Genomic DNA, 12,465 nt, shown 5'->3' with positions numbered 1-12,465 from the left:
GGGTCCCTCTTTCGTCATGCCGAGCAGGTGGGCATCCAGCGCAATACCTCATGGACCTTCGCCTTCGCGGAGGTGACGGCCACTAAACAACGGTGCTGACAGGGAATATCTGGCGAAGAAACGGATGGTGAACTTTGCCATCCAGCCGAGAGGGCCCCGGTCCGATGCGGAGCCGGGGCCCTTGGCATATGGGGAGACGACGAGAGGGAGCGGGGACTCAGCCCTGCACGCCTTCGGCGATAAAGTCCATGCTGGCCTGCACCGCCGGCAGCGGCTGGTCCAGCTCGCACACTTCCCGGGCGAAGGGCTCGAAGGAGAAGTAGCCCCGGTAGCCGGCCTGCAGCAGGGTGCGGATCTGGCCGATATTGTCCAGCCGGTCCGCGGGGCCGACCAGCACCCGGTGGGCGTCCAGCATCTGCTCGTAGCCGATGGCGGTGTCTTCCACCCCGGAGATGTGCACCAGGCCGGTGAACTCGGGGAAGAACTCGGTTTCGCCCGCCACCATATGATGGAAGGTGTCATGCACCAGGGCAAAGCGCCCCTCGCCGCCCACCGCCTGGATGGCGGCCACGGCGTTCTTCTTCAGCCGCAGGGAGGAGACGGGGAAGCCCAGCGGCTCCACAAAACCCTTGAGGCCGTGCTTTTCCAGTATCGGTCTGAGGCCGTTCAGGGCCTGCTCCAGGCTGGCGGCGTCCGAGCCCTGGAAGCTGCCGTCGTTGAGTGGGCACAGCACCAGGCCGGTGGCGCCACAGGCGGCGGCCAGTTCGGCCAGTCTTTCGGCCTGGGCGGCGCGCTCCTGGTTCCAGACGTTGAACGGATAGAGGGCGTTGATGCTCAGGATCTCGATGTCGAGCTCTCGGGCCCGGGCACCGATGGCGCGGGCGTTGTCCAGCTCGCTGATGCTGTTGTCGGCCACGTCGTTGCGCAGCTCCACCGCCTTCAGGCCCAGCGCCTTGGCGGTGTCGAGCAATTCGAAGGCGCTCAGCCTGGGCGCCGTCATATGGTTCAGGGAGAAAGTAGGGGTCAGTTGAGACATCTTGATTCGGCTCCGTACATCACTTGTTGTAGAAGGTGGGGCGCTCGGCCATCACCACGGGTTCAATCTGGCCACTTTCCTGGGCCAACACGCAGGCATCGGCGGCCACGGCGGCGGCATAACCGTCCCAGGCGGTGGGGCCGGACAGCTGCTGCTGTTCAATGCCCTTGATAAAGTCCTGCAGCTCGATGTCGTAGGCGTCGATAAAGCGCTGTTTCCAGTCGGTGAGGATGTTGGTGGCAAGCGTCGCCTCGGTGCGCAGCAACAGGCTCTGGGGCTCGGGCAGGTTGGCGACACCGGTTTCGCCCACCACCGAGCACTGGATGTCGTAGCCGTACTGGCAGTTGACGAAGATTTCCAGATCGATGCGCACGCCTTTCTGGGTTTCGATCAGCACTATCTGCGGATCGGCCAGGTGCTCGAAACGGTGTCGGGTACGCTTGGGATACACCACCTGCACCGTCTTGTAGTCGTCGTCCAGCAGCCAGCGCAGCACGTCCAGCTCGTGGATGGCGGTGTCGACGATGGCCATGCTGGTGACATAGCTGTCGGGCACGGTCGGGTTGCGGTGGGCGCAGTGCACCATCAGCGGCTCGCCGATCTGGCCGGCGTCGATGGCCTGCTTCAGCAGCTGGTAGCCCTTGTCGTAGGGGCGCATAAAGCCGACCTGCACCAGGCGCTTGCCGGCGGCGACCTCGGCCTCGACGATATTGAGGCAGCCCCGGGCGGTGGTGGCCAGGGGTTTCTCGCAGAACACGTACTTGCCGGCCGCAATGGCGGACAACACGAACTCCTCGTGGGTGGGACCCCAGGAGGTGACCAGCACGGCATCTACGTCGTCGGCCTGGATCAGGTCGTGGCCGTTGTCGTAGACCCGGGCGTCCAGCCCCAGTCGTGCCACCACCGCTTCGGCCTGGGCCCGGTTGACGTCGTTCACCGCCACCACCCGGCCGCCGGACAGGGTCTGGGTAATGCGGCGGGCGTGATCTGCGCCGATGGCGCCGGTACCGATAACACCGATTCTGATTGTCATGTTTTTTCTCCAGATAAAGGTCGTCTCGTCGGCATGGCGCCGACGCTCAGCGGTCTTCTTCCAGCACGCCGGCATTTTTCGATGTTACCGGCTTGTTGGAATTTATGTTTCATGACCATCACTATAAGCAGTGGCGGGGCAAAAACGCCAAGACCGTGATGATGGAAAACCATCACCCGAGGCTATACTGGGCTCATGTCGGGATCTGGAGTGAAGAAACATGAAGAAGATCACGCTGGCGGAGGTCGCCAGGCGGGCCGGGGTGGGGGAAGCCACGGTGGATCGGGTGTTGAACGAGCGGGGCAATGTGTCGCCGGACACCGCCGAGCGGGTGATCCGTATCGCCCGGGAGCTGGGGCTGAAACGGGTGTTGCCCGACGAATGGCGCCGGCTGCGCCATATAGAGGTGTTCCTGAGCGACAGCGACACCTATTTCTTCAAACAGCTGAGCAAGAGCTTTATGCAGGCGGCCGACACCCTGGGCAAGCGGCGCCTGGTGCTGCACCGTACCTTTGTGGGCGAGCGGGAGCCTTCCCTGCTGGCGAAGAAACTGGGCGAGGCCGCCGCCGGCCGGGACGGCATCATCCTGTTCGGCTCGGATCATCCGGCGGTGGTGGCGGCGGTGAACGCCGCCACCGACCAGGGGGTGCCGGTGATCACCCTGGTTACCGAGCTGCCGGGCACGGCGCCCCTTGCCCATGTGGGCATCGATCAGTACGCCGCCGGGCGCACTGCCGGCTGGTTGCTGGGCCAGTGGTGCCGGGAACCCGGCGAGGTGCTGGTGGTGTGCGGCCCGCTGGAGGTGCTGGTGCACCGGGAGCGGATGCGCGGCTGCCGGGAGCGGCTGGCGGAGTCCGCGCCCCATCTGCTGCCCCGGGTGCTGGAGGGGCGGGAGCAAAATCCGCTTATCGAGTCCCTGGTGCGGGAGCGGCTGGCCGAAGGCCGGGTGGTGGCGGTGTACAACACCGGGCCCGGCAACGGCACCATCGCCCGCCTGCTGGCACGCCGGGACCTGGCCGGACGTTGCATCTTTATCGGCCACGAGCGCCACGCCACCACCGAGGGCCTGCTGCGGCGGGGCCTGATGCAGCTGACCCTGGATCAGAACCCCAGGCTGCATGCCTTCCGTGCCCTGGAGTTGTTGCTCTGTCATCTGGAGCAGATCGCGCCGGCCGCCGGCGGGCGCATCGACTTCTCCCTGTTCACTCCCGAAAACATCGGCGCCTGAGCTGCCGCCCTCCGCTGTTGAAATTTATATTTCATTCTTTTCCTCTCTGTTCCGGGTCCTGGCGGGCCCGGGCGGGGCATGGGCACCGACTTTTCCCCTTAAATTTGGGGATGCTAATAACCTAATGATTTATATGAGTTTAATAAATTGATGCCCGAGCTGATATTCGGGCCGGGAGTACCATAACAAGATCCATGTCAAAGAATTGTTATTTTTTTGCTGTTTAGCGGTAATGGTGCCTTGCGAAAAATCATAAATTCCAACAATATTAATTTTGAAATAAACGTTCAAATTAGGTGTTCGCAGGAACGACCATGCTCTTAACGGCTGCTGCGTGGTTTGGCAGCCTCAAGGAATGAAACACCGCTTCCCTACAAGGAGTAAGACCATGAAATTCAAGAAACTGATTGTTGCTTCCGCCCTGGCTTCGGTGCTGCCCTTCGGCGCTTATGCCGAGGATCTCAAGATCGGGGTGTCCATGGCACTGTTCGACGACAACTTCCTGACCCTGATCCGCCAGGCCATGCAGGAGAAAGTCGCCGAGCTGGAAGGGGTCGATGCCCAGTTCGAGGACGCCAAGAACGACGTGGGGCAGCAATTGCAGCAGGTGGAGAGTTTCGTCAACCAGAAGCTGGATGCCATCGTGATCAACCCGGTGGATACCCAGGCGGTGGCGCCCATCATCAAACGCGCCGAGGCAGCCGGCATTCCCCTGATCTTCGTCAACCGCCGTCCCGAGGCCGAGCTGCCCGACGGCATGGCCTTTGTCGGCTCCGACTCCAAGGTGGCTGGACGGTTGCAGATGGAATATATCGCCGAGAAGCTGGGCGGCAAGGGCAATGTCGCCATCCTGATGGGCGAGCTGTCCAACGAAGCCACTCGCGACCGGACCCGCGGGGTGGAGGAAGTGGCCGCCAAGTACCCGGACATCAAGATCATCGCCAAGGAAACCGCCAAGTGGTCCCGCAAGGAAGGCATCGACGTGACCAACAACTGGCTGCTGTCCGGCTACGAGATCGACGCCATCGCCTCCAACAACGATGAAATGGCCATCGGTGCCATCATGGCCCTGGGATCCAATCGCCTGAAGGACGTGATCGTGGGCGGCGTGGACGCCACCCCCGACGCCCTGGCCTTTGTGGACAAGGGCATGATGGCTCTGACCGTGTTCCAGGACGCCAAGGGGCAGGGCAAGGCCTCCATCGAAACGGCGGTGAAAATGGCGAAAGGGGAGGCTGTGGATAAAAACGTCATGATCCCCTACGAGCTGGTTTCTCCCGACAACTACAAGGAATTCGTTGGACGTAACTAAGCCATCAACCGGGGTCCGCGGGCCGGGCCCCTTGATACGTCTCGGAGGTAATCAGATGTACCCATATGTGCTCGAGGCCGAAGGCATCAGCAAAGGCTTCCCCGGTGTCAAGGCGCTGGACAACGTCACCCTGAAGATACGGCCGGGCAGCGTGCATGCCCTGATGGGCGAAAACGGTGCCGGCAAGTCGACCCTGATGAAATGCCTGATCGGTATCTATACGCCCGATACCGGCACCATCAAGGTCAAGGGCAAGGAAATGAATTTCCGCGACACCATGGACGCCCTGCACTCCGGCATTTCCATGATCCACCAGGAGCTGAACCTGGTGCCCTACATGACGGTGGCGGAGAATATCTGGCTGGGCCGCGAGCCCATGAAGGGCCTGTTCGTCGACCACGACATCCTCTACCGGGAAACCGACAAGCTGCTCAAACAGCTCAGCATCAAGGTCAAACCCGACACCCTGGTGGGCGATCTCAGCATCGGCACCCAGCAGATGATCGAAATCGCCAAGGCGGTGTCCTACAACGCCGACGTGGTGATCATGGACGAGCCCACCTCGGCCCTGACCGAAGGGGAGGTGTTCCACCTGTTCCGCATCATCAACGACCTCAAGGAGCAGGGCAAGTCCATCGTCTACATCAGCCACAAGATGGACGAAATTTTCGAAATCACCGATGAAATCAGTATCTTCCGGGACGGCACCTATGTCGGTTCGGACAAGACCGAGCACTTCGACCGTCAGAGCCTGATCACCAGGATGGTGGGCCGCGAGCTGACCCAGATGTTCCCCAAGTTCAACGACAATATCGGGGAAGAAGTGCTGACGGTGCACAACCTCTGCCGTGCCGGCAAGTTCCACGACGTGAGCTTTTCGCTCAAGCGGGGCGAGATCCTGGGCGTGGCCGGCCTGGTGGGCGCCGGGCGCAGCGAGGTGATGGAAAGCCTGTTCGGGGTGCACCCGGCCGACAGCGGCAGCCTGGTGCTGGAAGGGCAGGAGGTGCAGATAGGCTCCCCCGCCCAGGCCATCGATCTGGGGCTGGCCTTCCTCACCGAGGACCGCAAGAAGTCGGGCCTGTTCCTGGTGCTGTCGGTGCTGGAAAACATGAGCATCGTCAAGATGCCCCGCTACATCGACGGCAAGGGCTTCGTCAGGCACGCGGACATGGTCAAGGACTGCATGGAGCAGATCCAGAAGCTCAACATCAAGACCCCGACCATGGATCAGATCATCAACAACCTGAGCGGCGGCAACCAGCAAAAGGTGCTGATCGCCCGCTGGCTGCTGGCCCAACCCAAGATACTGATCCTGGACGAGCCCACCCGCGGCATCGACGTGGGCGCCAAGGCGGAGATCTACAAGCTGATCAGCGAACTGGCCAACCGGGGCGTGGCCATCATCATGGTGTCGTCGGAGCTGCCGGAAATCCTGGGCATGAGCGACCGGGTGATGGTGATGCACGAGGGGCATATCACCGGCATTCTCGACCGGGAGGAAGCCACTCAGGAAAAAATCCTCGAGTTGGCCTCGGAATAAGCGGTTATAAAGGAACAGGACTATGGAAAACGTGAAGGCAACGAAAGAGATGGCGGCAACGCAGAACAACGGCACCGCCTGGGACAACCTCAAGCGGAAAATGCCCAAGGACATGGGCATCTTCCTGGTGATGATCGGCATCGCCCTGGTGTTCGAGGTGCTGGGCTGGGTGTTCCGCGGCCAGTCCTTCCTGATGAACCCGGGCCGGCTGGTGCTGATCGTGCTGCAGGTGGCCATCATCGGCATCATCGCGGTGGGCGTGACCCAGGTCATCATCACCACCGGCATCGACCTTTCCTCCGGCTCGCTGGTGGCGCTCACCGCGGTGGTGGCGGCCAGCCTGGCGCAAACCGCCGACAGCATCTCGCCCATGTATCCGTCCCTGGTGGATCTGCCGGCCATAGTGCCGATAGTGGCGGGCATCGGGGTGGGGCTGTTGTGCGGCCTGCTCAACGGTTGGCTGATCACCAAGACCGGCATACCGCCCTTTATCGCCACCCTGGGGATGATGGTGTCGGCCCGCGGCCTGGCCCAGTTCTATACCCAGGGCAACCCCATCAGCTTCCTGTCCGACGGCTTTACCTCCATCGGCCAGGGCTCGGTGCCGGTGGTGATCTTCCTGGTGGTGGCGGTGGTGTTCCATATCGCGCTCAAGCATACCCGCTACGGCAAATACGTGTACGCCATCGGCGGCAACATGACCTCGGCCCGGGTGTCCGGCATCAACGTCGACAAGTACCTGATCATCGTTTACACCATAGCGGGCGCCCTGTCCGGCCTGGCGGGCATCGTGATGGCGGCACGGGTGAGCAGCGGCCAGTCCAGCATGGGCATGGCCTACGAGCTGGACGCCATCGCCGCGGCGGTGATCGGCGGCACCAGCCTGATGGGCGGGGTGGGGCGCATCACCGGCTGCGTGATCGGCGCCATCATCCTCGGCCTGATGAAGAGCGGCTTCACCTTTATCGGGGTGGATACCTATGTGCAGGACATCATCAAGGGCGCCATCATCGTCGGTGCCGTGGTGATCGACATGCGCCGCAACAGAGCCAAACGCTAATTCAATATCCTGGTGCGATTTGTCCTTTTTCAGGCAGGCGGCTTCGGCCCCTGCCTGTTTTTTATGGGGCTTCGATTCCCCTACTGCAGCATGAAACGAACGGTCGTCGTTTCACCCTGACGGTGCCCGGAGCGCTGCCGAAACGGGATCCCGGTCAAACAAAATTTTACATATCAGGCACAAATCGCGATTCAGATCGTGGAATTTTTATTTCAAAATTGATTTAAATGGATTTTTGGTTTAGTTTGTGTGCGAGATAAATCAATAACAATAACGTTACCTTGCTTTTACGCAGGCCCATGGCCAGGCAGCTATGCAAACGGAGGCATCATGACGCCGCAAGGAAGATACAACATCAAGTACGTACTGCTGATCTGCGCGGTATCCGCATTGGGAGGCCTGCTGTTCGGCTACGACACGGCGGTGATTTCCGGCGCCATCGGCCCCATCAAGAGCTATTTCGGACTGGACGCCGCCGGTGTGGGCTGGGCGGTCTCCAACGTGGCCATCGGCTGCATCGTCGGCGCCTTTGCCGCCGGTGCCATCGCCGGCCGGCTCGGCCGCAAGAAGGCGCTGGTGCTGGCGGCGCTGCTGTTTACCGTTTCCGCCCTGGGCTCCGCCCTGGTGGATACCTTCTCCTGGTTTATCGTCTACCGCCTGATCGGCGGGGTGGCGGTGGGCCTGGCCTCAGCGGTGTCGCCCATGTACATGTCGGAAGTCTCGCCCAAGGACATGCGCGGCCGGGCGATCGGCATGCAGAACTTCGCCATCGTGTTCGGCCAGGTGGCGATTTTTACCATCAATTACCTGATCGCCAAGGGGGAGAGCGAAGCCTGGCTGGTGGACATGGGCTGGCGGGTGATGCTGGGCTCTGAGGTGATCCCCTGCCTGCTGTTCTGCCTGGTGGTGATGTTTATCCCCGAATCGCCCCGCTGGAACGTGATAAAGGGCAACGACGCCGCGGCCCTGGCCACCCTGCGCAGGATCTACAACGGTCCCTACCCGGAAAAGGTACTCAAGGAGATCAAGGACTCGCTCAAGCTGCGCCGACTGGAGCAGCAGCAAAAGCGCAAGGTCGACTACAAAAACGACAAGGCGTTCTGGTTTATCGCTTTCGTGGGCTGCATGATCGCCATCTTCCAGCAGGCCACCGGGGTCAACGTGATGATGTACTTCGCCCCCGTGGTGCTGGAGCAGGCCACCGGCAACAACGAGGCCGCCCTGTTTATGACCATCTGGATCGGGGTGGTGCAACTGATCGGTACTACCATCGGCGCCTTTCTGATGGACAGGGTAGGGCGGGTGCCGCTGCTGCGCATCGGCGCCATCGGCTCGACCCTGGGCTTGCTGGTGACCTCCTACTTCCTCTACCACTCGGCGGGCCTTGCCGGGGTCGAGGCAGTGCGCAACGGCTATTTCATCCTCTCCGGCATGCTGCTGTTTATGCTGTTCTTCGCCTTCTCCTGGGCGGTGGGCGCCTGGGTGGTGGTGTCCGAAATCTTCCCCAACCGGATGCGTTCCGAGGGCATGTCGCTGGCGATAGCCGCCATGTGGGTGAGCAACTTCATTATCGGCCTCGGTTTCCCGCTGATGAACGACAACGCCTTCCTGCTCGAGCACTTCAACGGCGCCTTCCCCATGTGGCTGTTCGCCGGTTGCTGTGTGCTGTCCTACTTCTTCGTCACCCGTTTCCTGCCCGAGACCAAGGGCGTGACCCTGGAGCGGATGGAAGAAACCATGTTGTCCAAAACCAGGCTGGAAGCCAAGGAGCTACCGGCCGAGATGGCCCGGGCCAGCGGCTGATTTTGCCCGGTATTTTCCTTCGTTATGGATGTATTACCATCGTCATCTCCGCGAAGGCGGAGATCCAGGGCACGGCGCACTGGGCTCCCGCCTTCGCGGGAGTGACTACCGATAACTGCGAAGCTTTGTCTGTAGTCTGAAACCGGCCCCTGGGCCGGTTTTTTTGAGGGCTCATGATGATCACCGATCCGTTCTTCTACCTGGTTGCCGTGCCCGCCGTGCTGATCTACGGCATCGGCAAGGGCGGCCTGGGCGGTGCCCTGGGGGTGGTGGCGGTGCCGCTCATCAGCCTTACCACCCATCCCTCCACCGCCGCCGCCGTGCTGCTGCCGCTGCTGTGCCTGATGGACCTGTTCGCCGTGGCCTGGCACCACCGCCATGTGTGCTGGCGCCAAATCCGCCAGATCATCCCCGGCGCCCTGCTGGGGGTGGCGCTGGCGGGGCTGCTGATGGCCCGGGCGCCGACCTGGCTGCTCACCGGCTTTATCGGTATTGCCTCCATCCTGTTCTGCCTGCACCACTGGTTCAGCCCGCCGGTGCCGGCCAGGGCCGGCGGCCTGGGCCAGGGCACCCTGTGGGGCACCCTCACCGGTCTGTTCAGCACCACCATCCACGCCGGCGGGGCGCCGGCCAGCATGTACCTGTTGCACCAGCAACTGGAGAAACGGCTGCTGATCGGCACCATGGCGGTGCTGTTCGCCCTGATCAACCTGATGAAGCTGGTGCCCTATGCCCTGCTGGGCCAGCTCAACCCCGGCAACCTGCAAACCTCCCTGATGCTGGTGCCGCTGGTGCCGGTCGGGGTCTGGCTCGGGGTCTGGCTGGTCCGAACCGCCAGCCAGCAACTGATCTACCGGCTGTGCTACGGGCTCTTGTTCCTCTCCGGCCTGCACTTCCTGCAGCTTAGCCTCCAGATCTGGTGGTGATCAGGCCGCCATATTGCTGGAGCGCCACCCACAGCCGGGAGAAATCCGGCGGGGCAATGACCCCTAAAGCAAGAAGACGAAGTTTTGCTCTACTCTTTTTACTCGCAGCCCACTTCGATGCGCCATATATCGCAATTTCCGTTCTCTGCCAACATTCACAAAGCGCAAGAAATCGAATATGGGCCCTGCCGGCTTTTGCTCTAATAACAGCACATTAACAACGGCGTAAAGCCCTATCCGAGGTGCCATCATGACCATACACATCACCAGTGCCCCCTGCTGCTGGGGCGTGGACGACGTCAACAATCCCCACCTGCCGCCCTGGCAAAGGGTACTGAGCGAGGCGGCCCAGGCCGGCTACCGGGGCATCGAACTCGGCCCCTACGGCTATTTGCCGCTGGATATTGATCTGGTCGGCACGGCGCTCGACGCCAACGGCCTGAGCGTGGTGGCGGGCACCATCTTCGACGATCTGGTGGACCCGGCCAACCTCGACAACCTGCTCCGCCAGACCCGTGACATCTGCGACCTGCTCAGCCGCTTGCCCCGGTTGCCCAAGGCGCCGGGCCAGCGCTTCGCCGCCCCCTACCTGGTGCTGATCGACCATGTACACGCCGAGCGCAGCCTGGTGGCCGGCCACCCGGAGCGCGCGCCCCGGCTCTCGCCCGAGCGCTGGCGGCAGACCATGGCGCACATCGAAGCCATCGCCACCCTGGCCCGGGACCGGTACGGGGTGCGGGCGGTGATCCATCCCCACGCGGGCGGCTATATCGAATTCGAGGATGAAATCGAGCGACTGGTAGAGGACATCCCCGCCGAGGTGGCCGGCCTGTGCCTGGACACCGGCCATCTCTACTACTCGAAGATGGATCCGGTGAGCTGGCTGCGGCGCCATGCCGGGCGCATCGACTACCTGCATTTCAAGGACATAGACCCCGAGGTGTACGCCGAGGTGATGGCGGAGCCGGTGGACTTCTTCGCCGCCTGCGCCCGGGGCGTGATGTGTCCCATCGGCCGGGGCGTGCTGGACTACGACGCCATCCACGCCCTGCTCAAGAAGCTTGACTACCAGGGCTATATCACGGTGGAGCAGGAGCGGGATCCGCGCAACGCCGCCGGCAGCCTGCAGGATGTGACCGCCAGCCTGGCCTTTTTGCAGGGCAAGGGGTTTTAGGGCAGCCAATACCAATGTCAAAGGGGCGGGCAAAGGGAGCTGCTCCGCCGACCGTCACATGCCAGGGATGGCATGTGCGAGCGTACAGGGATGTATTTACAGCGGGTCGGCGGAGTAGTCCCTTTGGCCGGACTCGGGATACCTACAGACGACTGGAATAAGGAGAAATCGCAATGATTTATGGAGAACGCAAGGTCAAGGCGCCCATCCGCTGGGCCATGGTGGGCGGCGGCAAGGGCAGCCAGATTGGCTATATCCACCGCTCGGCGGCGCTGCGCGACCACAGCTTCCAGCTGGTGGCCGGCGCCTTCGACCTCGACCCCGAACGGGGCCGGGAATTCGGCGCCGGCCTGCAGGTGGCGCCCGAGCGCTGCTATGCCGACTACCAGACCCTGTTCGCCGCAGAGGCCAAACGGGAAGACGGCATCCAGGCGGTGTCCATCGCCACCCCCAACGGCACCCACTTCGCCATCAGCAAGGCGGCGCTGGAAGCCGGCCTGCACGTGGTGTGCGAAAAACCCCTGTGCTTTACCCTGGCCGAGGCCGAGGAGCTGCGCGCCCTGGCCGAGCGCCGGCAGCGCATGCTGTGCGTAACCTACGGCTATGCCGGCCACCAGCTGATCAGCCAGGCCAGGGCCATGATCGCCCACGGCGAGCTGGGCGAGATCCGCATGGTGCACATGCAGTTCGCCCACGGCTTCCACAGTGAGGCGGTGGAGCAGGGGAACCCCAGCACCCGGTGGCGGGTGGATCCCCGCTATGCCGGGCCCAGCTATGTGCTGGGGGATCTGGCCACCCATCCGCTCTATCTGTCCGAAGTGATGCTGCCACAGCTGAAGATTGAAAAGCTGCTGTGCGCCCGCCAGAGCTTCGTGCGGAGCCGGGCACCGCTCGAAGACAACGCCTATGTGCTGATGCAGTACAGCGGCGGGGTGATGGGGCATGTTTGGGCCAGCGCGGTCAACGCCGGCTCCATGCACGGCCAGAAGATCCGGGTGATCGGTTCCCGGGCCAGCCTGGAGTGGTGGGACGAGCAGCCCAACCAGCTGCGTTTTGAAATCCAGGGCGAGCCGGCGCGCATCCTGGAGCGGGGCATGGGCTACCTCTACCCCGAGGCGCGGGAGGACGATCGCATCGGCGGCGGCCATCCCGAGGGCTTGTTCGAATCCTGGTCCAACCTCTACTACCGTTTCGCCCTGGCGATGGAAGCCTGCGACGCGGGCGAGCACGACCGGGTGCAGGCCCTGCACATCCCCGGCATCGAGGCCGGGGTGGCAGGGGTGCGCTGGGTGGAAAACTGCGTGCGCTCGGCGGATCTGGGCGCGGTGTGGGTGGATTACCGCTAGCGATCCG

10 protein-coding genes are annotated in these 12,465 nt (G+C 62.7%); 8 read left to right on the top strand and 2 right to left on the bottom strand.

Features of this window, described 5'->3' with window-relative positions; genetic code table 11:
- Nucleotides 1-217: 217 nt before the first annotated feature.
- Both ACT7DK_RS12870 and ACT7DK_RS12865 read right to left on the bottom strand, forming a co-directional pair.
- On the bottom strand, nucleotides 218-1,036 hold the full coding sequence (locus ACT7DK_RS12870; protein ID WP_445399749.1) for a TIM barrel protein: 819 nt from the start codon (nucleotides 1,034-1,036) through the stop codon (nucleotides 218-220).
- A 19-nt stretch (nucleotides 1,037-1,055) separates the two neighbouring features.
- Nucleotides 1,056-2,069, bottom strand: a complete 1,014-nt coding sequence (locus ACT7DK_RS12865; RefSeq protein WP_445399747.1) for a Gfo/Idh/MocA family protein — start codon at nucleotides 2,067-2,069, stop codon at nucleotides 1,056-1,058.
- Nucleotides 2,070-2,289: 220 nt separating this feature from the next.
- On the opposite strand from ACT7DK_RS12865, the gene ACT7DK_RS12860 reads away from it, so the two are divergent.
- From ACT7DK_RS12860 to ACT7DK_RS12825, 8 genes are all read left to right on the top strand, one after another.
- Nucleotides 2,290-3,297, top strand: coding sequence for a LacI family DNA-binding transcriptional regulator (locus tag ACT7DK_RS12860; RefSeq protein WP_445399745.1), 1,008 nt, complete (start codon nucleotides 2,290-2,292; stop codon nucleotides 3,295-3,297).
- Between the two features lie 388 nt (nucleotides 3,298-3,685).
- Nucleotides 3,686-4,609, top strand: a complete 924-nt coding sequence (locus tag ACT7DK_RS12855) for a sugar ABC transporter substrate-binding protein (RefSeq protein ID WP_445399743.1) — start codon at nucleotides 3,686-3,688, stop codon at nucleotides 4,607-4,609.
- 55 nt (nucleotides 4,610-4,664) lie between these two features.
- A complete protein-coding gene (locus tag ACT7DK_RS12850; protein ID WP_445399741.1) occupies nucleotides 4,665-6,149 on the top strand; it encodes a sugar ABC transporter ATP-binding protein in 1,485 nt (494 codons plus the stop codon).
- A 22-nt stretch (nucleotides 6,150-6,171) separates the two neighbouring features.
- Complete coding sequence (locus ACT7DK_RS12845; RefSeq protein WP_445399739.1) at nucleotides 6,172-7,209, top strand: ABC transporter permease; 1,038 nt, start codon at nucleotides 6,172-6,174, stop codon at nucleotides 7,207-7,209.
- Nucleotides 7,210-7,539: 330 nt separating this feature from the next.
- A complete protein-coding gene (locus ACT7DK_RS12840; RefSeq protein WP_445399737.1) occupies nucleotides 7,540-9,012 on the top strand; it encodes a sugar porter family MFS transporter in 1,473 nt (490 codons plus the stop codon).
- A 173-nt stretch (nucleotides 9,013-9,185) separates the two neighbouring features.
- Entirely contained in the window at nucleotides 9,186-9,938 is a 753-nt protein-coding gene (locus tag ACT7DK_RS12835; protein ID WP_445399735.1) for a sulfite exporter TauE/SafE family protein, read from the top strand.
- A gap of 250 nt (nucleotides 9,939-10,188) precedes the next feature.
- Nucleotides 10,189-11,112, top strand: coding sequence for a TIM barrel protein (locus tag ACT7DK_RS12830; RefSeq protein WP_445399733.1), 924 nt, complete (start codon nucleotides 10,189-10,191; stop codon nucleotides 11,110-11,112).
- Between the two features lie 173 nt (nucleotides 11,113-11,285).
- The gene (locus ACT7DK_RS12825) at nucleotides 11,286-12,458 is read left to right on the top strand and encodes a Gfo/Idh/MocA family protein (RefSeq protein ID WP_445399731.1); all 1,173 of its coding nucleotides are present in this window, start codon (nucleotides 11,286-11,288) and stop codon (nucleotides 12,456-12,458) included.
- Nucleotides 12,459-12,465: the final 7 nt, after the last annotated feature.

This window comes from Zobellella sp. An-6 (assembly GCF_052487945.1).
Note: the sequence above shows the minus strand (reverse complement) of the source record. Positions and strands in the feature narration are given on the sequence as shown.